Annotated in this window: 18 protein-coding genes, 4 pseudogenes and 2 riboswitches; of the genes and pseudogenes, 11 read left to right on the top strand and 11 right to left on the bottom strand. The window is 72.8% G+C overall.

The genetic code is table 11. The features are described from left to right. Nucleotides 1-324: 324 nt before the first annotated feature. Nucleotides 325-1317: an ATP-binding cassette domain-containing protein gene (locus tag BJF80_RS20315; RefSeq protein ID WP_237767597.1), complete on the bottom strand. Its 993-nt coding sequence runs from the start codon at nucleotides 1315-1317 to the stop codon at nucleotides 325-327. Between the two features lie 393 nt (nucleotides 1318-1710). On the opposite strand from BJF80_RS20315, the gene BJF80_RS12000 reads away from it, so the two are divergent. From BJF80_RS12000 to thiD, 4 genes are all read left to right on the top strand, one after another. Continuing rightward, nucleotides 1711-2979, top strand: a complete 1269-nt coding sequence (locus BJF80_RS12000) for a hypothetical protein (RefSeq protein WP_075813912.1) — start codon at nucleotides 1711-1713, stop codon at nucleotides 2977-2979. Between the two features lie 4 nt (nucleotides 2980-2983). Next, nucleotides 2984-3077, top strand: a riboswitch (TPP riboswitch). Next, on the top strand, nucleotides 3066-3869 hold the full coding sequence (gene thiM, locus BJF80_RS11995) for a hydroxyethylthiazole kinase (RefSeq protein ID WP_075814008.1): 804 nt from the start codon (nucleotides 3066-3068) through the stop codon (nucleotides 3867-3869). Its footprint overlaps the riboswitch before it by 12 nt. Continuing rightward, nucleotides 3866-4519, top strand: a complete 654-nt coding sequence (thiE, locus tag BJF80_RS11990; protein WP_075813910.1) for a thiamine phosphate synthase — start codon at nucleotides 3866-3868, stop codon at nucleotides 4517-4519. Before thiM ends, thiE begins: the two co-directional genes overlap by 4 nt. Continuing rightward, nucleotides 4516-5328: a bifunctional hydroxymethylpyrimidine kinase/phosphomethylpyrimidine kinase gene (gene thiD, locus BJF80_RS11985; RefSeq protein WP_075813908.1), complete on the top strand. Its 813-nt coding sequence runs from the start codon at nucleotides 4516-4518 to the stop codon at nucleotides 5326-5328. Before thiE ends, thiD begins: the two co-directional genes overlap by 4 nt. Nucleotides 5329-5431: 103 nt before the next feature. Here thiD and BJF80_RS11980 read toward each other — a convergent pair whose 3' ends face one another. The 7 genes and pseudogenes from BJF80_RS11980 to BJF80_RS11950 form a co-directional block, all read right to left on the bottom strand. Beyond that, nucleotides 5432-6124, bottom strand: a complete 693-nt coding sequence (locus BJF80_RS11980) for a TenA family protein (RefSeq protein ID WP_022923778.1) — start codon at nucleotides 6122-6124, stop codon at nucleotides 5432-5434. Between the two features lie 31 nt (nucleotides 6125-6155). Then, nucleotides 6156-6257, bottom strand: a riboswitch (TPP riboswitch). Between the two features lie 105 nt (nucleotides 6258-6362). Continuing rightward, on the bottom strand, nucleotides 6363-6866 hold the full coding sequence (locus BJF80_RS11975; RefSeq protein ID WP_075813906.1) for a DnaJ family domain-containing protein: 504 nt from the start codon (nucleotides 6864-6866) through the stop codon (nucleotides 6363-6365). Beyond that, nucleotides 6863-7216 (bottom strand): MmcQ/YjbR family DNA-binding protein, encoded by a 354-nt coding sequence (locus tag BJF80_RS11970; RefSeq protein WP_022923777.1) that lies wholly within the window; start codon nucleotides 7214-7216, stop codon nucleotides 6863-6865. The genes BJF80_RS11975 and BJF80_RS11970 overlap by 4 nt, the downstream gene beginning before the upstream one ends. Next, nucleotides 7192-8505 carry a glycosyltransferase gene (locus tag BJF80_RS11965; RefSeq protein WP_075813904.1) on the bottom strand — a complete coding sequence of 438 codons (1314 nt, stop codon included), beginning with the start codon at nucleotides 8503-8505 and terminating at the stop codon, nucleotides 7192-7194. The genes BJF80_RS11970 and BJF80_RS11965 overlap by 25 nt, the downstream gene beginning before the upstream one ends. A gap of 168 nt (nucleotides 8506-8673) precedes the next feature. Continuing rightward, nucleotides 8674-9668, bottom strand: a pseudogene (locus BJF80_RS11960) (Gfo/Idh/MocA family protein). Continuing rightward, entirely contained in the window at nucleotides 9668-10804 is a 1137-nt protein-coding gene (locus BJF80_RS11955) for a DegT/DnrJ/EryC1/StrS family aminotransferase (RefSeq protein ID WP_075813902.1), read from the bottom strand. The pseudogene BJF80_RS11960 and the gene BJF80_RS11955 overlap by 1 nt, the downstream one beginning before the upstream one ends. Next, entirely contained in the window at nucleotides 10801-11454 is a 654-nt protein-coding gene (locus BJF80_RS11950) for an acyltransferase (RefSeq protein ID WP_202817207.1), read from the bottom strand. Before BJF80_RS11950 ends, BJF80_RS11955 begins: the two co-directional genes overlap by 4 nt. Here BJF80_RS11950 and BJF80_RS11945 point away from each other — a divergent pair. Together BJF80_RS11945 and BJF80_RS11940 are read left to right on the top strand one after the other, a co-directional pair. Continuing rightward, nucleotides 11453-12134, top strand: a pseudogene (locus tag BJF80_RS11945) (glycosyltransferase family 2 protein). The gene BJF80_RS11950 and the pseudogene BJF80_RS11945 overlap by 2 nt on opposite strands. A gap of 69 nt (nucleotides 12135-12203) precedes the next feature. Further along, nucleotides 12204-12596, top strand: a complete 393-nt coding sequence (locus BJF80_RS11940) for a DUF2304 domain-containing protein (protein WP_022923771.1) — start codon at nucleotides 12204-12206, stop codon at nucleotides 12594-12596. On the opposite strand, the gene BJF80_RS11935 is transcribed toward BJF80_RS11940, so the two are convergent. From BJF80_RS11935 to BJF80_RS11925, 3 genes and pseudogenes are all read right to left on the bottom strand, one after another. Further along, entirely contained in the window at nucleotides 12584-13366 is a 783-nt protein-coding gene (locus tag BJF80_RS11935) for an inositol monophosphatase family protein (protein WP_237767584.1), read from the bottom strand. The genes BJF80_RS11940 and BJF80_RS11935 overlap by 13 nt on opposite strands. A gap of 54 nt (nucleotides 13367-13420) precedes the next feature. Next, on the bottom strand, nucleotides 13421-14302 hold the full coding sequence (locus BJF80_RS11930) for an MFS transporter (protein WP_237767583.1): 882 nt from the start codon (nucleotides 14300-14302) through the stop codon (nucleotides 13421-13423). 38 nt (nucleotides 14303-14340) lie between these two features. Continuing rightward, nucleotides 14341-14697 (bottom strand): annotated as a pseudogene (locus tag BJF80_RS11925) (universal stress protein); the annotation flags it as partial. A gap of 72 nt (nucleotides 14698-14769) precedes the next feature. On the opposite strand from BJF80_RS11925, the gene BJF80_RS11920 reads away from it, so the two are divergent. The 5 genes and pseudogenes from BJF80_RS11920 to BJF80_RS11900 all read left to right on the top strand — a co-directional run bounded on the left by BJF80_RS11920 (nucleotide 14770) and on the right by BJF80_RS11900 (nucleotide 20504). Further along, the gene (locus BJF80_RS11920) at nucleotides 14770-15783 is read left to right on the top strand and encodes a Bug family tripartite tricarboxylate transporter substrate binding protein (protein WP_075813896.1); all 1014 of its coding nucleotides are present in this window, start codon (nucleotides 14770-14772) and stop codon (nucleotides 15781-15783) included. Then, a complete protein-coding gene (locus BJF80_RS11915; protein WP_075813894.1) occupies nucleotides 15780-16295 on the top strand; it encodes a tripartite tricarboxylate transporter TctB family protein in 516 nt (171 codons plus the stop codon). Before BJF80_RS11920 ends, BJF80_RS11915 begins: the two co-directional genes overlap by 4 nt. A 1-nt stretch (nucleotide 16296) precedes the next feature. Continuing rightward, nucleotides 16297-17801: pseudogene (locus tag BJF80_RS11910) on the top strand (tripartite tricarboxylate transporter permease). Nucleotides 17802-17842: 41 nt separating this feature from the next. Continuing rightward, nucleotides 17843-19480 (top strand): Na+/H+ antiporter NhaC family protein, encoded by a 1638-nt coding sequence (locus BJF80_RS11905; protein ID WP_075813892.1) that lies wholly within the window; start codon nucleotides 17843-17845, stop codon nucleotides 19478-19480. Nucleotides 19481-19643: 163 nt separating this feature from the next. Continuing rightward, nucleotides 19644-20504 carry a serine protein kinase RIO gene (locus tag BJF80_RS11900; RefSeq protein ID WP_075813890.1) on the top strand — a complete coding sequence of 287 codons (861 nt, stop codon included), beginning with the start codon at nucleotides 19644-19646 and terminating at the stop codon, nucleotides 20502-20504. Nucleotides 20505-20607: the final 103 nt, after the last annotated feature.

The following is a 20607-nucleotide window of genomic DNA, read 5'->3' as shown; positions in this document are numbered from 1 at the left end:
GCACACCTGGTCGCTGTGCCGGACCGTGGAGAGCCGGTGGGCGACCGCGATGACGGTGACCTCCCCGTGCAGCTCGCGGATCGCGGTGGCGACCGCGTCCTCGGTCGCGGTGTCCAGCGCCGAGGTCGCCTCGTCGAGCACGAGGACGAGCGGGTCGGCATACAGCGCGCGCGATGCCGAGCCGCTGCCGCTGCCCGCCGGAGAGTGCCAGCCCCCGTTCCGCGACCCGGACCCCCAGGCCACCGCGCTCGGTCACCACGTCCAGGAGCTGGGCCCGCTCCAGCGCGCGGGTCACCGCGCCCTCGTCGATGTCGTCGCCCCAGGTCAGCGCGACGTTCTGGGCGATGGTGCCGTCGAAGAGGTTGACCTCCTGCGGCACGTAGCCACCCGCGCCCGCCACGCGCCGAGCACCTCGGGCAGCGGCGCGTCGTCCACCCGGATCTCCCCCGCCGAGGGCGTGAGGAGGCCGAGCAGGACGTCCACCAGCGTCGACTTCCCGGCCCCGCTGGCCCCGACGAGCGCGACCGAGGAGCCCAGCGGGACGTCCAGGTCGACATCGCGCAGCGCGGGCTCGGCGGAGCCGGGGTAGGTGAAGGCGACCTCGCGCAGGGCGAGCAGCCGCGGCTCCTCCGGCAGCGGCTCGGTGCCGAGCCGCTCGGCCGCTTGACATAGCCCTGGGCGTCCTGGATGTCGGTGATGACCGCCTCGGCGTGCGGCAGCGTCGAGGCGGTCTGGGTGATGATCGACTGGAAGCGGTTGACGCTGGGGATCATCCGCATGCCGGCCACCGCGAAGAGCGCGACCGCCTCGAAGGCCTGGTCCGCGCCGCCGAGGAGGTAGGCCGCTCCCCCGACCACCGCGAAGCCGAGCACCAGCCCGGTGTCGGTCACGAACTTCGGGACGGTGTTGAGGAACATCAGGTGCGAGCGTGCCCGGGTCGCGTGCACCCGGTGGGCGTGCACCTCGTCGGCCACCTCCTGCGCCTTGCCGCGCAGCGTGACCTCCTTGAGCGCGCCCATCATCTCGGTCATCAGCCCGGCGACCTTGAAGGAGTAGTCCCGGCCGACGCGCCCGGCCACGACCGCCCGCGGGGAGATGACGAGGTACATGAGCACGGCGAGTCCGCCGAGGTAGGCGAAGGTGACCAGCGCGGTGAGCGGCTGGGCGACGAGCAGCACGACGAGCACCGCGCCGAAGGTGGCCACCTCGGCCGGCAGCGAGGCGGCCGGCAGCAGCAGCCCGGTCGTGGTGTTGGCGATGCCGACGTCGGCGAGCCGCACCAGCTGGGAGGTGTTGCGCCGCAGCCGCTCGGTCCACGGCGCGCGGATGTAGGCGCCGAAGAGCCGGTCGCCGATGACGAGGTCGTAGGCGGCCAGCCGCTTCGCCACGACCCACTGCAGGGCCATCGTCGCCAGCCCCTTGGCGACGACGAGCGCGCAGATCGAGCCGAGCAGCCAGGCATACCGCTCCGGCGGCACCGCCCCGAGCAGCGGCAGCTGCACCGGGTTGCCCTGGATCATCGGAGCGAGGGTGAGCGCCAGCAGCGAGAGCGCGAGGATGTCGACCACGGCGAGCACGCTGGAGGCGACCGCGAAGCCGATGAGGAACCAGCGGGTGCTCGGCGGCAGCAGCGGCAGCAGGCGACGCAGCGCCCGCAGCAACCGGATCATGCGGGCAGCCTGGTCATGGGCTCCATCGTAGGCTGCGGGCGTGGACCCACCCGTCAACCTGCGGCGGCTCGCCTGGCGCGCGCTCGCTGCGACGCCCCGCCCGGTGCGCGAGCTCGCCACCCTCCCGGTGCGCCGGCGCGCCGACGCCGAGCTGCGCGGGCTCGTGCCGATGCCCGCCGCGGCGCGCCGCCTCTACGTCGGGCCGTGGAACACCGCCGGCCAGGGGTATGCCTGGGCCCGCGCAGCCGCCGACCATCTTCCGGACGTGGCGGCGCAGAACCTCGTGGCGGCCAGATCTCTGACGGCGTCGTCCTTCCGCTTCCCGGCCGACCACGAGCTGTCGGTGCTCGCGCAGCGCGGGCACGTCCGCGCTATCCACGGCGAGCGGGTGCTGCGGGAGGCCACGCACGTGCTCTTCGAGTCCGGGCGACCGGTGCTCGGCGACCTGCACGCGGGGTCGATGCTCCACGACGCGGCGGCGCTGGACGCGGCCGGAGTCCGGCACGCGGTGGTCTACCACGGCAGCGAGATCCGCGACCTGCGCCAGCACGCCGAGGCCTACCCGCACAGCCCGTTCGACGGTGACTGGGACGACTACCTGCGCACGCTGCAGGCCGTGGTCGAGCGCAACACCCGCGACCTCGCGTCCTACGACGGGCCGGTGCTCGTCTCGACCCCCGACCTGCTCGACGTGCTCCCGGAGGCGACCTGGCTGCCCTTGGTGGTCGACGTCGACCGGTTCGCCGGGGCGGGGTCGCGGCCGGTGCTGGAGCGGCAGCGGCCAGTCGTGTTGCACGCGCCGTCGAACCCGCGGCTCAAGGGCACCGAGGTGGTCGAGGAGGTGCTGGAGGGGCTGCAGTCGGCCGGCCTGGTGGAGTACCGCCGGCTCTCCGGGGTGCCGCACGAGCAGATGGCGGCCTTCGTCGCCGACGCCGACGTCGTGGTCGACCAGGTGGTGCTGGGCAACCCCGGCGTGCTCCTCGCCGAGACGCTCGCCGCCGGGCGGCTCGCGGTCGCGCACCTGCGCCCGGGGTGCAGGAGCGCATGGCCCGCGCCGACCGTGACCTGGGCGGCGACGGGGTGGTGCCGGTGGTCGAGGCCGACGCCGGGTCACTCGAGCAGGCGCTGCGGGGCGTCCTGTCCGACCGGGACGGGCATACCCGGCTGGCTGCGCACGGTCCCGCCTGGGCGCGCCGCCACCACGACGGCCGCCGCGCCGCCGCCGTGCTCGATCAGACGCTGCTGTCGCGCTGAACCGAGCCGGTGGCGGGTGGGGCCCGGAGAGCCGGTCCCGGTGTCGCCGCGGTAGCCTGAGTCCCGACGCGGGGTGCCGCTGTGCGGCTGAGATCACACCCGTCGAACCTGATCTAGCTCGTACTAGCGAAGGGAACGTCGATGACGTCCGAACCCGTCCGCCCCGACCGTCTCGCCGCCTGCTGGGCCTCGTTGCGCGAGGCCTCACCGCTCACCCAGTGCCTCACGAACATCGTGGCCGCGCCGCTGAGCGCCAACCTGCTGCTCGCCGCCGGTGCGGCTCCGGCGATGGTCGACAACCCGCACGAGGCCGCCGACTTCGCCGCCCTGGCTGAGGGCCTCCTGGTCAACCTCGGGACTCCCTCGGAGGGCACCGCCGACGGGATGCGCCTCGCCGTCGCCGCCGCCGACGCGGCGAGCACCCCGTGGGTGCTGGACCCGGTCGCCGCGGGGCTCGGCTGGCGCACCAGCATCGCCCACGAGCTGCTCGGGACCACGGCACCGGCGATCATCCGCGGCAACGCCTCGGAGATCCTCGCGCTCGGCGGTGGGTCCGCAGGCCGCGGTGTGGACGCGACCCACAGCACCGAGGACAGTCTCGCCACGGCCCGTTCCCTGGCCGGGACCCACGGGTGCGCGGTGGCCGTGAGCGGCCCGGTGGATCGGCTCACGGACGGGACTCGATGCGTCGAGGTCCACAACGGCCACCCGCTCCTGACCCGGGTCACCGGGGTCGGCTGCGCGCTCGGCGCCCTCATGGCGGCCGCGGCGGCGGTCGAGCCAGACCCGCTGCTCGCGGCGACGACCGCCACGGCAGCGCTGACGGTGGCCGCGGACGGTGCCGCCGCCGCGTCGGCCGGGCCGGGGAGCTTCGCGGTGGCGCTGCTGGACGAACTCGCCGTGCTCGAGGCGGACACGCTGGCTGAGCGGGTGCGGCTGGCATGAGCCGCGCCCCGCTCGACCTCAGCCTCTACCTCGTGACCGACACGGGTATGACGCGGCGCCACGGCCTCTCCACGACCATCCGGGCCGCCGTGGCGGGTGGCGCGACGGTGGTCCAGCTGCGCGACCCGGACGCCTCGGACGAGGAGTTCCTCGCGCTCGGGCTGCTCGCCCGCCGCGCGCTCGACGGCGCGAGGTCTGCCGCCCCCCTCATCGTCAACGACCGCGTCCACCTCGCGGAGCGCATCGGCGCCGACGGTGCCCACGTCGGCCAGTCCGACCTCGCTCCCGAGGCGGCGCGCGCGATGCTCGGCGACACGGCATACCTCGGGCTGTCGTGCACGTCCGCGGAGCAGGTGCGGGCCGCCGCCGAGCTGCCGGCGGGCACGGTGGACTACCTCGGGCTGGGACCGGTGTGGGCGACGCCCAGCAAGGTCGACCACGCCACGCCGGTCGGGGTCGACGGCCTCGCCGAGCTGGTGGCCGCCGCGACGCTGCCGTCCGTGGCCATCGGCGGCATCGACCCCGCCCGGGCCGCGGCGGTCCTGGCGACCGGGGTGGACGGGTTGGCGGTGGTCAGCGGGATCTGCTCGGCCGACGACCCGCAGGTGGCTGCCCGCGACCTGGCAGACCAGGTGGGAGCCGCGCGATGACGACGATCGTGCTGACCGTGGCCGGGTCGGACCCCTCCGGTGGCGCGGGCATCCAGGCCGACCTCAAGACCTTCGCGGCGCTGGGGGCCTACGGCTGCGCGGTCCTGACCTCGCTCACCGCGCAGAGCACGCAGGGCGTGACCGGGGTGCTCCCCGTGCCGGCCGCCTTCGTGCAGGAGCAGGTGGAGACCCTGGTGGCGGACCTGGACGTCGCTGCGACCAAGATCGGCATGCTCGGCACCGCGGAGGTGGCGCGCACCGTGGGCGACCTGTGCCGGTCGGGTTCGTTGCCGCGCGTGGTGCTCGACCCGGTCATGGTCTCGACCGCGGGCTCCCGTCTGCTCGACGAGGACGCGATCGAGGAGGTGCGCTCGATGCTGCCGCACGTGGCCGCGATCACCCCGAACCTCCCCGAGGCGGCCGTGCTCCTCGGCCTCGACCCGGAGGCCCAGGCGGGTGACGTGGCGACGATGCGCGACCAGGCGCTCGCGCTGCGCGACCTCGGCGCCGAACGGGTGCTGCTCAAGGGCGGCCACCTGGCCGACGGGGACGCGGTGGACGTCTGGGCCGACGCCGACGGCCTGACCGAGCTGCGCACCCCGCGCGTCGACACCCCCCACACCCACGGGACCGGCTGCACCCTCTCCTCGGCGATCACCGCGCTGGTCCCCGTGCGCGACACCTGGATCGAGGCCGTGACCGACGCCAAGGACTGGCTCACCGGCGCGCTGGAGCGCGGCCGGGACCTCGCCATCGGCCACGGCCCCGGCCCCGTGCACCACGCCTGGCGACAGCACCACAACCCCTGACGGACCGGCCGCACGGTATGCGCCGACCGGCAACACGGTATGCGCCAACCGGCCGCACGGTATGCGCCGGCCAGTCGGCGCGTCCCTCCCCGATGAGCGCCGGTCAGGTCAGAGCGACCGCCCGCCCGAGGCTCAGCGAGTCCTCCCAGGTCTCCTGGGTCCAGGCCATCTGCCAGAATCTGATCTCCAGGTGGCAGCTGTCCTCGAATGCCTGGGCCATCCTCGCCCGCTCAGCCGGGCCGGCCTCTTCGGCGAGCCGGTCCAGGCGGTCGGTGAAGTCCTGCAGGATCTCCCCCGCGTCGGCGTAGAACTCCCACCACCCCCGGAACGGGTTGTCCGCCGCCACGGGAGCCTCCGCCTGCTGACGCTGGGCTGCCCAGATGTAGGTCCACGGGCAGGGTGCGAGTGCCGCCATGAGCACCCCCAGGCTGTCACGCCCGGCCAGCATCATGTGGTTGATGTAGGCCTGGGCGGTCGGCGCCATCCGGGCGGCGGTGACGGACGCGTAGTCGACGTCGAAGGCCGCGCACAGCACGTGGTGGGGATGTGTCTCATCCTCGAGCAGGAAGGTGATCTGGTCACGGAACCAAGCCACCCACTCCCGGTCGGGGCTCAGCGCGATGCCCTGCCCATAGCCGCGCATGAAGGCGGTGAGGTATGCGTGGTCCTGAGCCACGTAGTGCAGCACACTCTCCCGGCTGGCGCCGCCGTCGGCGAGCGAGCGCAGGTAGGGATGGTCGTAGAAGGCCTGGAACAGGTGGTCGCAGCGCTCGCGCTGCTCGGCGGCGAAGCTCATGGCATCCTCCGCGAGACACAAAGGGGTGCCATCGCCGGCACGGCCACGATCCCTCCGCTCGCATGATCGAGATCAGGTTCGACGGGTCGGGATCGTCTCCCTCTCAGCCCAGTGGGCACCCCGCGTGGCGTGCCGCTCAGGTTAGCAATCCCCTCCCCAGCGCCACCGGGTGCCCCGCGATGCGCTCGGTGTGTCTGCACCCGGGTCACCGGAGAGGACCAGCCAAGCGCGGACGCCCTCAGCCTGCGGTGCGGGCCTCCCGCCAGGCCTGCACCATCTCCTCGACGTCGAGCCGTCCCACCACCGGCGGCGACGTCGGCCCGGCGTGCGGGCGTCGGCGGTCGGCGAGCACCCGCGCGTTGAAGTCCTCGACCGCCGCGCGGACGGCCGCCTCGTCCGGCAGCGGCAACAGCGCCTCGGGATAGGCCGCCTTCTCCCGACGCAGCTGCATCACACCGGGCATCGCGCCGGAGAGGTCGAGCTGCTCCCGTTGGATCAGGCTCTTGACCCACCAGTCGGGATCGTTGCGCGTGTCGACGTCGCGCAGCGGCTTGCCGGCTCCCGGCAGATCGTCGAAGGTGCCCTGCCGCTGCGCCTGGTCGATCGTCTGGTCGACCCAGCTCTGGACCGCGCGGGCCGTGGTCGCCGCCGACGGACGCCGCTTCGTCACGCCCTGGTCGGTCAGCTGGTCCTCGGCCTTCGGCGCACCGGGCCGCTCGCCTTCCTTGCCCCACCTGGTCATGGTCGGTCCTTCCTCGGCATCCTGCTGACCACCATGTCATAGGAGTCCTCGATCGCCTCCTTCAACTCCTCGACCGGGATGGCCCCGTCCGTCCGCAGGTCGTTCCACCCGCTGCGACCGATGTAGGCCATGACGGTCGCGTCGTCGGGGAAGCGGTCGAGCCACTCGTCGGCCTCCTCCCGCGACAGCCCGCACTTCACCCCCAGCCGGCCCGGACCGAGGAAGGCGAAGATCTTGCCCCGCTCCCCCGGGCCGACCTTCGCGACGTCGCCGTCGTCCCACGGCGAGTCCCGCCACGCCCCGGGCATCCCGAGGGCGAAACCACTCAGCTCGTCGTCGACCTGTCCCATGGGGGGAGCCTGCCACCCGGGCCTGACAGACCTGCCTCCAGCACGATCCTGGCCGCGCCCTCACCGGTCGCCGAGAGGCTCCGGTGCTCCCGGACCCACTCCACCCGGCGGGCGCGCTCCTGCTCGTCCGGCGAGGCGCGCAGGGCAGCCACCATCGCTGCGGCCACGGCCCCTGGCTCGTGCTCGACGGCCGCCCCGAGCCCGTGGTCGCGCACGTCCGCCGCGGCCGGTCCCGGCCCGGCGAAGACCACGGGCGCCCCGCACGCCAGCGCCGCGACCACCTTCGTCGGATAGGCGAAGTCGTATCCCACCCCTGGTCGGACGCTCACCAGCGCCGCGGCGGCCCCGCGCAGCCAGGCGGCGGCCTCTTCCGGGGGCACGAGCGGACGCAGCTCGATCGTCCCGGGCGGCAGCTCGGCGGCGATCCGCTCCAGCGTGGGCCAGGACGAGCCCTGCCCCAGGAAGACCAGCCGCGCGCCCGGGACGGCGCGCACGACCTCGCGCATCGCCTCGGCGAAGACCTCCGCGCCCTGCCACTCCGAGGCGGTCCCGGCATACACGAGGTATGCCGTCTCAGGCGCGTCCGCGTGGACCTCGCCGTCCGGGGTGAAGACGTCGGTGTCGATCCCGTTGGGCACGACCGTCACCGGCGCCCCGGGTCCGGCCAGGGCCCGCACGCGCTCGGCGACCCCGTCGCTCACCGCGACGACGTGCGCCGCCCCGCGCAGAGCGTAGCGCTCCACCGCACGCATCAGCCCGACCACGGGCGCAGGTGCACCCATCGAGGCCGTCGCGTCGGACCACACGTCGGCTGCGTAGTAGACGTAGGGGATCCCTCGCCCGTGGATCCCGCCTCGGAGCGCTAGCGCGACCCGAGTCACCGCGCCCGTCGTCGGCGGCGGCTCCACGACGACCACGTCGGGGCGTGGACCGGTGAACAGCCGGAGGGCGAGCGGCAGGTCGAAGGACAGGTAGGGCAGGTAGCCACGGACATACCCGGTCGCGTCGCGCAGCACCGGCCACCGCGACACCTCCACCCCTTCCGCGCTGGCGCGCCCCTCCTCCTGCTGGCCCTCACCCCCCACCGCGCGTCGCGCCGGGTTGCCCTGGACCCCACCGAGCGTCGACCGTGGTGGGCGCAGAGCCGGGGGCGGCGTCGTGGTCAGGACGCGGACCCGGGCGCGATCGGTGAGGGCACGCACCAACGCCGACAGCCGGAAGGTCGCGGCCGCCGCCTCGGGGGCGTAGATCCGCGACGCCAGGACGACGAGAGGCTTGCGCTCACGCACGGTTCAACCACTCACAGTCGCCGGAGGACACAGGAAGTGGACAGAGGTTCCTGGGGAACGGACCCCAGAATCCTCTGTCCAGAAAGGCGCGTCGGGCAACCATCGGCGACGTCCGGTCGGGTCTGGAGCAACCATGCGCGACGCCCGGTGGGATGAGGGGTGGGGTGGTCACAGAGCGATGGTGCGGTTGGTCGCGGCGGACTCCAGCACCGCTTCCACGACCCTGAGGGTGTGCACCCCGTCGGCCATCGACACGATGTCGGAGTCGCGGCCCCAGAGGGCGTCCCGGAAGCCTTCCTGCTCCACGCGCAGCGGCTCCCGGCGAGCGATGGCATACCGGATCGAGTCGCCCTCGGAGACCCCGCGGAAGACCGAGACGCCGTCCCACTCGCTGCGCACGTCGCCGTTGGCGACGAAGGTCAGGTCGCCGGAGAGGGTGTTGGCGACGAACGACCCGTTCTCCCCCGTGGCGACCGTCTCGCGCACCTTGCGGGGTGAGAGCCAGTTGACGATGTGCGACACGATGATGCCGCTCTCGAGCTGACCGGTCGCCACCACCATGTCCTCGTGCTCGCGACCGGACCGGTGCGTCACCTGGCCGGCGACGCTGACGTAGGGCGACTGCGCGATCCACGCCGTGAGGTCGATGTCGTGCGTCGCGAGGTCCTTGACCACGCCTACGTCGGCGATCCGCGCGGGGAACGGGCCCTGTCTGGACGTCGTGATCTGGTAGACCTCGCCCAACTCACCCGCCTCGATCCGCCGCCGCATCTCCCGGAGCGCCGGGTTGCACCGCTCGACATAACCCACCGCCCCGACCAGCCCGGCCTCCTCGACGCGCGGGCCACGCGCTCCCCCGACTCCGCGGTCGCGGCGATCGGCTTCTCCACCATCGTGTGGACACCGGCCTCGGCCAGCGCCAGTGCGACCTCCTCGTGCAGATAGGTCGGCACCGCCACCATCGCGGCGTCGATGCCCTCGCCGATGAGCGCCTCGACATCGGGCAGCACCGGCAGCGGCCCGGCCACCCCGTGCTTGTCGCCGTAGGGATCGGCCACCGCGACCAGGTCCATCCCCTCGACCTCACGGATCACCCGCGCATGGTGCCGCCCCATCGAGCCCAGCCCGATGAGCCCCATCCGGATCGTCGTGCCGTCCTCCATCACGCGCCGGCTCCCGCGCCCGCGCGGACGACGGCCCCGACCGCGTCGGCGACCCGCTCCAGGTCCTGCTCGGTGAGCGAGGGGTGCACCGGCAGGCTGATCACCTCGGCGGCCGCCCGCGCCGTCTCCGGCAGCTCCCCGGCCGGCGCGAAGCGTGCCAGGGACACCAGCTCGTGGTTCGGCGTCGGGTAGTAGACCCCGCACCCCACGTGGTGCTCCTCGCGCAGCGCCGCGACCACCTCGTCCCGCTGCTCGCCCGTGGCCCCGTCGATCCGGACGGTGTACTGGTGGTAGACGTGCGTGCACCCCTCCCGCACCGGCGGCACCACGACCCCGTCCACCCCGGCGAGGTGCTCGTCGAGCCAGCGCGCGTTGGCCTGCCGCGCCTCCGTCCACGCGCCGACCTTGGTCAGCTGCACCCGCCCGATGGCCGCGTGGATGTCGGTCATCCGGTTGTTGAGCCCGATGACCTCGTTGGCGTACTGCTTCTCCATCCCCTGGTTGCGCAGCAGCCGCACCCCCCGCGCGATCTCCTCGTCGGCACAGGCGACCATCCCGCCCTCGCCCGAGGTCATGTTCTTCGTCGGGTAGAGGCTGAACATCGCGAACGAACCGAACCGGCCGACCGGCGTGCCGTGGTAGGTCGCCCCGTGCGCCTGCGCCGCGTCCTCGAAGAGCTGGACGCCGTGCTCGGCGGTCACCGCGCGCAAGGCGTCCATGTCCGCCGGGTGGCCGTAGAGGTGCACCGGCATGACCGCGGCGGTCCGGTCGGTCAGCGCGGCCCGCACCGACTCCGGGTCGAGGTTGAAGGTGTCCGGGCTGATGTCGGCGAAGACCGGAGTCGCCCCCGTCAGCGCCACCGCGTTGGCGGTCGCCGCGAAGGTGAAGCTGGGCACGATCACCTCGTCGCCGGCGCCGATCCCGCAGGCGAGCAGCCCCAGGTGCAGCCCGGAGGTGCCGGAGTTGACCGCGACGCAGGTGCGCCCCGCGACGAGCTGGTCGCCGAACTCCCCCTCGAAGGCCGCGACCTCGGGCCCCTGGGCCACCATCCCCGAGCGCAGCACCCGGTCCACCGCCGCGCGCTCGTCCTCCCCGATCAGCGGCTTGGCCGCGGGGATCATGGGCTGCTCGGTCATGTGGTCTCCTCATCGGTCCCGGCGCGGCGCAGGGCACCGTCGCTCTCGAGGTATGTCGTCCCCGTCTGCGGGCAGCGCCACTGCCCCGGGGTGCCGCTCGGCTCGAGCGGGCGGCCGGCGTGTCCCACCCACCCGACCTGCCGGGCCGGGACGCCGACGACCAGGGCGTGGGCGGGCACGTCCTTGGCGACGACCGCCCCCGCGGCGACGGTGGCCCACGGGCCGATCTCGACCGGGGCGATGCAGACGGCGCGGGCCCCGATCGAGGCCCCGTCGCCCACGGTGACGCCCACGGCGTCCCAGTCGCTCGCGTCCTTGCGTGAGCCGTCCGGGTTGACCGCGCGGGGGAAGGTGTCGTTGGTCAGCACGGCCGCGGGACCGACGAAGACCCCGTGGCCCAGCCTGGCCGGCTCGTAGACCAGCGCGTAGTTCTGCAGCTTGCAGTGGTCCCCGAGGTGCACGCCGGTGCCGACGTAGGCCCCCCGCCCCACGATGCACCCGGCGCCGACGACGGCGTCCTCGCGCACCTGCGCGAGGTGCCAGACCGAGCTGTCGTCACCGATGCTCGCGCTGTCCGCGACATCGGCGCTGTCGACGATGCGTGTCGTCACGGGACTCCCAGGGGTAGCGGTGGGGGACAATGCAGCCATGACTCTATCGCCCGTGCAGGAGGACGCCTGGCTGGTGATCCCCCTGTTCGACGAGGCGCAGGTGGTCGAGGAGGTCCTACGCGAGGCACGGGCGTTGTTCCCCCACGTCGTCTGCGTCGACGACGCCTCCCACGACGCCTCCGCCGAGCGCGCCCGGGAGGCCGGTGCCGTGGTCGTGCAGCACCCGTTCAACCTCGGCCAGGGGCCGCGCTGCAGACCGGGATGCGCTACGTCCTCGACGCGACGGACGCGGCATACCTCGTCACCTTCGACGCCGACGGGCAGCACCGGCCGGCCGACGCGGCGCAGATGGTGCAGCGTGCCCGGGACGAGGACCTCGCGATCGTCTTCGGCTCCCGCTTCCTCGACGACCGCACCCGCCCGGGGGTGCTCAAGAAGCTCGTGCTCAAGGCTGCGGTCTGGCTGACCAACCAGCAGACCGGGATGAAGCTGACCGACGCGCACAACGGGCTGCGGGTCATCCGCCGCGACGCCGCCACCCGGCTCGACCTGCGCCAGAACCGCATGGCCCACGCCACCGAGATCGTCCTGCAGCTCGGTCGCACCCGGCTGCCGTGGGCCGAGCACCCGGTGCACGTGCTCTACACCGACTACAGCCGGGCCAAGGGCAGTCGCTGATGAACTCGGTCAACATCCTCGTCGACACCATCCTGAAGTGACATCGACCGCGTTGACATGGACCGCAGTGACGCCCACGACCGTGACACCGACGAGAGCGAGGCGCTGACGTGCTCGACCAACCCGTGATCAAGCTGGTGCTGCTGGTCAGCGTCGTCGTCGTGACCGCGATGCTCACCCGCTCGACCGCCGGGGTGCGGCACCAGGCGGTGCGGCGGCTGCTGCTCGTGGCCTTCGTCGTGCTCGCGGCGGTGGCGATCCTCTTCCCCCGCGTCCTCACCCAGGTGGCCCAGCTGCTCGGGGTAGGCCGGGGCGCGGACCTGCTGCTCTACGGCCTCACCGTCGTCTTCCTGGGATATGTCGCGGCCTCCTACCGCCGTATGCGCCAGCTGGAGCAGCAGGTGACGACGCTGGCGCGGGAGCTCGCGCTGCGGGCAGCCGTGCACGACACCACCGAGCACGACACAGCCCAGCATGAACCGCCACGCTCTCAGGAGACCTGACGCAGCCGGTCCAGCACCGCCTGGCCGGCGGTCGCGAAGATCCCGCGCGGGTCGCTGCGCGGGGTATATGCCTCGCCCTCGTCGGTCGCGACCAGACCACCCACCTCGTGGACGAGCAGCGCGCCGGGCACGTGGTCCCACGCACGCGTCCCGTGGTAGACGAGCGCGTCGCAGGCCCCCTCCGCGAGCTTCGGGTAGTCGATGCCGCAACTCACCCAGGTGAGCGCCATGGGCGCGGTGCCGCCGAGCGACTCGCCGACCTGCCGCCGGGCGGAGGTGTGCACCCGCCAGCGGGCCGGGTCGGTGCCGGGTCGCAGCGGCGGGAGCCGCTCGCCGTTGCGGGTCGCCCCCGCGCCCCGCTCGGCGACGTAGGCCAGGCGGTGCTGCGGCTGCCAGATCCAGGCCCGGACCGTCGTGCCGGCCCGGGTCTCGGCGACCATGACCGCGTGGTCCGGTGAGCCGTGGACAAAGTTGCGGGTGCCGTCGACCGGGTCCACCGTGAAGGCGTGCTCGGCGCCACGGAAGGCGTCCATGCTGGCCGGGTCGTCGGCGAAGGCCTCCTCGCCGAGGACGACGGCGTCCGGGTAGGCGGCCCGCAGCTCCCGGGTGATGAGCACCTCCGCCTCCCGGTCGGCGACCGTGACCAGGTCACCGGGGTGGCTCTTGGAGCCGATCTCGTCGTCGGCGAGCGCACGGAAGCGCGGCGTGATGGCCTCGTCCGCCACCTCCTGGAGCAGGGTCAGGACGGCATCCGTCGTCAGCGCGGCCACCGGTCCACTGTGTCACGACTCACCGGTAGGTGAGCACGCGCGGTCAGCCGAGCCTCACCGGTGTCGGTGCGCGAGCTCGAGGTAGGCGCCAGAACCACCCAGCAGCGCACAGCTCAGCCAGATGGCCGCCGCGGGGCCGAGCGGCGCGGCCACGAGGCCGGCGAGGAGCGGCACGGCGACCTGGCCGACCCGGTTGCCGACGAGGCGCACCGCCAGCGCCTGGGACCGCCACTGCGTCGGCACGCCGGTCGAGATCAGCGTCATCGTCAGTGGTTGGCCCAGGCCCAGGAAGAGGCCGCCGACCGCCAGGCACGCGGCGGCGAGCAGCGAGCGGTCGAGGACCAGCGGCGGCAGCGCGAGCGCGAGCGCGGCGCCCACGAGCGACACCAGGACCCAGCTCGTGCGGGACAGCCACCCGGTGAGCAGCGGGAGCGCGAGCAGGGCCACCCCGGTGCCCACCCAGAGGGCCAGGTCCACCCGGGCCAGCCGGTCCCCCGCACTTCCGGCTGCCGGGCCCACCAGCGCGCCCCCGAGCAGCGGCCCCAACGCCTGGCCCAGCGAGTAGGACGCGGTGAACCACCCGAAGCCGAGGTCGAGCTCGCTGTCGCGCGAGTAGCGCGCGATGGCGGCCTGCCCCGCGAGGGTGAACAGCAGGTGGCCCACCCCCAGGACCATCGTCCCGGCCACCACCAGGAGGACACCGTCCGCCAGGGCGAGCAGGGCGCCACCGGTGCCGAGCACCACGGTCGCCGCGCCCGCCGCCCGCAGCAGCCGCCTGGTGCGATCGGCCCGGCGCGCCAGCGCGAGCGCCGCCACGAGCGGGACCAGGGCATAGACCGCGGTGACGAGACCGACCGTCAGGCCGTCGGCGCCGAGGGCCAGCAGCTTGTACGACGTGACCGGTCGCAGCAGGTTGACCGAGCCCTGCGCCAGCACCCCGGCGGCGACCAGGACCCCGAGCCAGAGCGGTCCTCTCAGCGCGGCGCCTTCACCGCGAGCACGGGGGCGGCCGCCTCGAGCAGGATCTGCTGGGCGGAGGAGCCGAGGATGAGCTTGCCGATCGCCGAGCGGTGCTTGACGCCGATCACGATGAGGGAGGCGTCCTCCTCCGCGGCGATGTCGAGGAAGTCCCCAACGACGTCGCGGTCGCGCTCGTCGGGGGCGTGCACGCGCACCTCGACGCCCTCGGCCGCCACCTCGGGGCTCCCCTCCTGCATCGGCACGACCACGAGGTCCAGTGAGCGCCGTCGCGCCTCGGCGACCGCGGTCTCCTGCGCGGCCTGTCCCTCCGGCGTCGTGGTCCACGCGAGCACTACGGTCATGGCGGCTCCCCGTCCTGTTGCTTGTCAGTTGACGCTGCGTCAGTGATAGTAGTTTGAGGCGCTGACCAGCGAAGGAGCAGGATGAGCGGGGAACAGGTGCGCAGCGGCGGACGACCACGGTGGCCGATGCTGGTGTATGCCGTCGTGGCGGCCCTGGTGATCGGTTCGGCGTTCACCCTGTCGGCGCAGTCCGCCCAGGACGGTGACTCCGACCTGCGCTCGACCCTGACCCTCATCGCCCCCGCCGGCGCCGGCGGGGGGTGGGACACCTTCACCCGCGAGCAGCAGGCCGCGATGCGGGCCGACGGCATCGTCAACAACGCCACCGTGCTCAACATCCCGGGCGCGGGAGGCACCATCGGGCTGGGCAAGTTCTCGACGCTGGACGGGCAGGCGAGCAACCTGCTCACGACCGGGACCGTGATGACCGGCGCCATCGCCCTCAACGACTCCCCGGTGGCCTTGACCGACGTGCGCCCGCTGGCCCGGGTCAGCGAGGAGTACGACATCATCGTCGTCCCCGCGGACTCCCCCTACGAGACCATCGACGACCTCATCGTCGACTGGGAGCAGGACCCGGGCGGCTTCCCCTTCACCGGTGGCTCGGCCGGCGGCCTGGACCACCTCATCGTCGCCGACCTCGCCATCCGGGCCGGTATCGACCCGACGCAGATCACCTACCTGCCGCAGTCCGGCGGCGGCGAGGCCATCCAGGTGCTCTCCTCCGGGGACGCGCGGGCGGCGGTGTCCGGCTACAACGAGTTCGCCGACCAGATCGAGGCGGGACGGATGCGCGGCCTTGCCGTCGTCTCCCCGGAGCGGATCGAGGGCATCGACCTCCCGACCCTCATCGAGCAGGGCTACGACGTGTCGATGACCAACTGGCGCGGCTTCCTCGCCCCCGCGGGCATCACCGACGAGGAGTTCGCCGAGCTGGAGGCCATCGTCACCGAGACCGCGCAGAGCCCGGAGTGGCAGGAGGCGATGGAGCGCAACAGGTGGACCGACGTCTTCCTCACCGGGCCTGAGCTCGTGGACTTCATCGAGGAGGACACGCGCCAGAACGAGGCGCTGATCGAGGAGCTGGGCCTGTGACCGAGCGCGGCTTCTGGCACGGCCGTTCCGGCCTCGTCGTCCCGGCCCTGCTGGCCGCGTGGACGACCTACCTGCTCGTCGGGGTCCTCACGATGGAGGTGCCCGAGGGCACCGACTTCCCCGGACCGCGCTTCTTCCCCAACATCCTCATCGTCGCGGGCTACGCGCTCTGCGCGCTGCTCGTGCTGCACTACCTGCGCTCTCCCGAGCCGGTGGACACCGACCACGGGGACCCCACGGACCCCGGGACCGCGCGATGGCGCACCTTCACCGACTGGCGGGCGGTGGCGTGGTGCGTCGGCGGTTTCCTCGTCTTCGCCCTGACGATCGAGGTCCTCGGCTGGATCGTCGCGGCCGCGGTGCTCTTCTGGTGCGTGGCGCGCGGGATCGGCTCGACCCGGGCGCTCTTCGACGCCACGCTCGCGCTCGTCGTCTCCTCGGCGATCTACCTGGCCTTCGCCCAGGGCCTGGGGCTCAACCTCCCGGCCGGCTTCCTGCTCGGAGGGATGTGACATGGAGTCGTTGTCGCTGCTCATGGACGGCTTCGCCGGGGCCCTCACCCCCATGAACATGCTCTGGGTCGTGCTCGGCTGCCTGCTCGGCACCGCGGTCGGCGTCATGCCCGGCCTGGGCAGCTCGATGGCCGTCGCCCTGCTGCTGCCGATGACCTTCGCGCTGGAGCCGACCGCGGCCTTCATCATGTTCGCCGGCGTCTACTTCGGCGGCCTCTTCGGCGACTCCACGATGGCCATCCTCATGAACACCCCCGGTCAGGCCTCGGCCATCGCCTCGACCTTCGAGGGCCATCGGATGGCCAAGGACGGGCGAGCACCGCAGGCCCTCGCCACCGCAGCGCTCGGGGCCTTCGTCGGCGGCTTCTGCGCCGCGGTCGTGGTGGTCTTCCTCGCCCCGTCCCTCGCCGACTTCGCGGCCGGCTTCGGGGCGGCGGAGTACTTCGCGCTGGCGCTCTTCGCCTTCGTGGCGACCTCCTCCATCGTGGGTGACTCCGCCGTGAAGGGCATCTCCGCGCTGGTCGTCGGGCTGGGAATCTCGACCGTCGGCATGGACCCCGTCTCGGCGACCGAGCGCGCGACCCTGGGCATACCCGAGCTCTTCGACGGGATCTCCATCGTCACGGTCACGGTCGCGGTCCTCGCGCTCGGCGAGGTCTTCCACATCGCCTCGCGGGTGCGCCGCGACCCCAAGACGGTGGCGATGAAGACCAGCGGGCGGGCGTGGCTCTCGCGCGCCGAGTTCCGCGAGGCCGCCCCCGCCTGGGCCCGCGGCACGGCGATCGGCCTCCCCTTCGGCATCATCCCGGTGGGCGGCTCCGAGGTGCCCACGTTCATGGCCTACGACGTCGAGCGACGGATCGACCGCAAGCGCCCGCGGCCGATGTTCGGCAAGGGCGCGATCCGTGGGCTCGCCGCACCGGAGGCCGCCGGCAACGCGACCACCGGCACCGCGATGGGAGCGCTGCTCGCCCTGGGACTGCCCGTCTCGCGACCGCGGCGATCATGCTCGCGGCCTTCAAGCAGTACGGCCTGCAGCCCGGTCCCCTGCTCTTCGACCGGGCACCGGACCTGGTGTGGTCGCTGCTCGCGAGCTTCTTCGTGGCGCTCGTGGTGCTGCTCGTCATCAACCTGCCGTTCGCCCAGCTGTGGGCCAGGCTGCTGCTCATCCCCGCGCCCTACCTCTACGGCGGCATCACCGTCTTCTGCGGGCTCGGGGTGTATGCCCTCTCCGCCGCCCAGTTCGACCTCTACCTGCTGCTCCTCATCGGCGTCGTCGGTTTCGTCATGCGCCGCTACGACGTGCCGCTCGCGCCGCTGATGATCGGCATGGTGCTCGGGCCGCTCGCCGAGAGCTCGCTGCGCGAGGCGCTGCTGTCCTCCAACGGGGACTACGCGGTGCTGGTGAGCAGCTGGATCACCTGGGTGCTCTACGGCATCCTCGCCGTCGTGCTCGCCGTCACCGTCCGCGCGAAACTCCGTGGTCGACGCGGCGCCGACGTCTAGACCGGGTCTACCCTGGGCACCACCGCCGTCGAGGAGGCACCATGACCGAGGACCTGCCGATCCTGACGCTGCTGCCGCCGATCATCGCGATCGCGCTGGTCATCGCGACCAAGAAGGTGCTGCTGAGCCTTGGTGCGGGCGTGCTCGCCAGCGCGCTGCTCGTCGCGAACTTCAACCCGCTGGAGACGCTGCGCCTGGTGTGGACCGGCGTCGCCGGCATCTTCTGGGCCGAGGGCGCGGTCAACACCTACTACGTCTACATCCTCGTCTTCACCCTGGCGCTGGGCGTCATCGCCTCGCTCATCCTCATGTCCGGCGGCAGCCAGGCCTTCTCGGACTGGGCGATCCAGCGCATCCGGACCCGCCGTGGTGCGCAGGCGCTGGGCGCCGGGCTCGGCGTCGCGATCTTCATCGACGACTACTTCAACGCCCTCGCCGTCGGACAGGTCGCGCGCCCGGTCACCGACCGGCACCACGTCGCCCGCGCCAAGCTGGCCTACCTCATCGACTCCACCTCCGCGCCGGTGGCGGTGCTCGTCCCCTTCTCCAGCTGGGGCGCGAGCATCATCGGCATCATGGCCCCGCTGGTCGCCGCCTCGTCGCTCACCGTGAGCGACGTCGGCGCCTTCCTCGGTGCCGCCGGGATGAACTACTACGCGATCGCGGCGGTGCTGCTCGTGTGGATCGTCGTGGTCTTCGGGATCGACTTCGGCCCGATGCGCGGCCAGGAGCGGCGTGCGATCACCGAGGGCGAGACCTACGACGACAGCGAGGAGATCCCCGGCGAGATCGCGGAGGACCTCCCGGTCCACTCCCCCGGCCACAAGCGCGCGCTGGTCATCCCGTTCCTGCTGCTGGTCGCCGGGGTGCTGGGCGGCATCGTCTGGACCGGCTACCGCGGCACGGTCACCGCCGAGGACTACGTCGCCGGCAGCGGCGTCGGCGTCCTGGACATCATGGCCTCGACCGACGTCACCCAGGCGCTCATCTACGGCGCCGTGCTCGGGCTCGCGTCGGCCTTCTACTACTACGTGCGCTACACCTCCTCCAACCCCAAGTTCTCCACCAGCACCCTGGGACGCGGCGTCTGGAGCGGGATTCAGTCCATGCTCCCGGCGGTCTACATCCTGCTGCTCGCGTGGATCCTCGGTGACCTCATCGGTCAGCTCGGCACCGGCGAATACCTCGGTGGTCTCGTCGAGAGCGCCAACATGGCGCCGCAGTGGCTGATCCCGGTGATGTTCGTCCTCGCCGGCGCGATGGCTTTCTCCACCGGCACCTCGTGGGGGTCCTTCGGGATCCTGCTCCCGATCGCGGGCGACATCATGGTCAACGTCAGCGGGGGCGATGAGCTGCTCCTCGCGGCCTTCGGCGCGGTCCTCGCCGGCGCGGTCTGGGGCGACCACTGCTCCCCGATCAGCGACACGACGATCCTGTCCAGCACCGGCGCGAGCTGCAACGTCATCACCCACGTCATGACCCAGCTGCCGTATGCCATCTCCGGCGCCGTCATCGCGCTGCTCGGCTACGTCGTCTTCGCCGCGACCGGCAGCGGCTGGCTCGGTTTCGTCGCCGTGCTCGTCGGGCTGGTCGTCGTCGCGATCCTCGGCAAGACCGTCCTGCAGCGGCTCGAGGACGAGATCCCGGAGGAGGAGCAGGCGGAGCGCTCGCTGTCCTGACCGGGGGACGAAAACCCGTTGCTGCGCCCGACCCGGGCGCGGCAGACTCCGGAGCACCACGAGCACGCGCCGGGCGTGCTCACCTGAGAGGAAGGGGGCCAGCGATGTCCGACCGCGCCCCGGGGCACCCGCCCCACCCCCCTCTTCCTCCCAGGAGCACCTCGTGCACACCCCGCACCCCACGGGCGACATCGACCCGTTCTTCGTCTTCGACTATGCGCCGCTGCACGCGGCCGACGACCTCAGCACCGACCAGCGTCTGACGACCTACTGGGACGTCGAGGCGGGCCAGCGCGGCCCGGCCCCCGTCCCGCCGTGGGTGGTGCAGGACTCCGGCGCCATCGACACCGAGCTCGGCGTGCTCAAGACCGGCAAGGAGGCCGATGTCTTCCTGCTCGAGCGCACGGCGAGCACGCCGGGCACCGACGCCGCCTGCCTGCTCGCCGCCAAGCGCTACCGCGACGCCGACCACCGCTCGTTCCACCGCAGCGCGAGGTATACCGAGGGTCGCGGCGTGCGTCGGTCCCGCGACCAGCGGGCGCTGGCCAAGGGGACCACCTACGGCCGCGCCGTGGCCGCGGGCCGCTGGGCGCACGCCGAGTGGGAGGCCATGTGCCACGCCTGGGAGGTCGGCCTGCCCATCCCCTACCCGGTCTCGATCCAGGGCACCGAGCTGCTCATGGAGTTCGTCGGCGAGCCGGACGGGACGGCGGCGCCACGCCTGGCCCAGGTCACGGGCGATCCCCCGCTCCTGGCCCACCTATGGGACCAGACCCGGGACGTCGTCCTCGGCCTGGCCGGTCAGGGCTGGGCGCACGGCGACCTGTCCGCCTACAACCTGCTCGTCCACGGAGAGACCCTGGTGGTCATCGACCTGCCCCAGGTGGTGGATGTCGTCGCCAACCCGCAGGGCGCGGACCTGCTGCACCGGGACTGCACCACAGTGACCGCGTGGTTCCTGCGGCGCGGGGTCGACGCCGACGCCGAGGAGCTCTTCGCGGAGGCCCTCGCGCTGGCCCTGTGAGGGCGGCCGCGGAGTCGGGTCAGGCGCAGCGACGTGAGCCATCCCACAATTTTGGGTGGTGCAGCGGGGGGAAAGATCACTTAGGTTAGGGTTACCTTCGGTG

The sequence above is a fragment of the Serinicoccus sp. CUA-874 genome (genome assembly GCF_001942225.1).
Classification (GTDB): domain Bacteria; phylum Actinomycetota; class Actinomycetes; order Actinomycetales; family Dermatophilaceae; genus Ornithinicoccus; species Ornithinicoccus marinus.
Note: the sequence above shows the minus strand (reverse complement) of the source record. Positions and strands in the feature narration are given on the sequence as shown.

Bases quoted from the DNA above. Each gene is read 5' to 3' on its own strand.
- thiM (WP_075814008.1), top strand. From the start codon at position 3,066: ATGACGTCCGAACCCGTCCGCCCCGACCGTCTCGCCGCCTGCTGGGCC.
- thiE (WP_075813910.1), top strand. From the start codon at position 3,866: ATGAGCCGCGCCCCGCTCGACCTCAGCCTCTACCTCGTGACCGACACG.
- thiD (WP_075813908.1), top strand. From the start codon at position 4,516: ATGACGACGATCGTGCTGACCGTGGCCGGGTCGGACCCCTCCGGTGGC.
- BJF80_RS11980 (WP_022923778.1), bottom strand. From the start codon at position 6,124: ATGAGCTTCGCCGCCGAGCAGCGCGAGCGCTGCGACCACCTGTTCCAG.
- BJF80_RS11975 (WP_075813906.1), bottom strand. From the start codon at position 6,866: ATGACCAGGTGGGGCAAGGAAGGCGAGCGGCCCGGTGCGCCGAAGGCC.
- BJF80_RS11970 (WP_022923777.1), bottom strand. From the start codon at position 7,216: ATGGGACAGGTCGACGACGAGCTGAGTGGTTTCGCCCTCGGGATGCCC.
- BJF80_RS11955 (WP_075813902.1), bottom strand. From the start codon at position 10,804: ATGACCGAGCAGCCCATGATCCCCGCGGCCAAGCCGCTGATCGGGGAG.
- BJF80_RS11950 (WP_202817207.1), bottom strand. From the start codon at position 11,454: ATGGCTGCATTGTCCCCCACCGCTACCCCTGGGAGTCCCGTGACGACA.
- BJF80_RS11920 (WP_075813896.1), top strand. From the start codon at position 14,770: ATGAGCGGGGAACAGGTGCGCAGCGGCGGACGACCACGGTGGCCGATG.
- BJF80_RS11905 (WP_075813892.1), top strand. From the start codon at position 17,843: ATGACCGAGGACCTGCCGATCCTGACGCTGCTGCCGCCGATCATCGCG.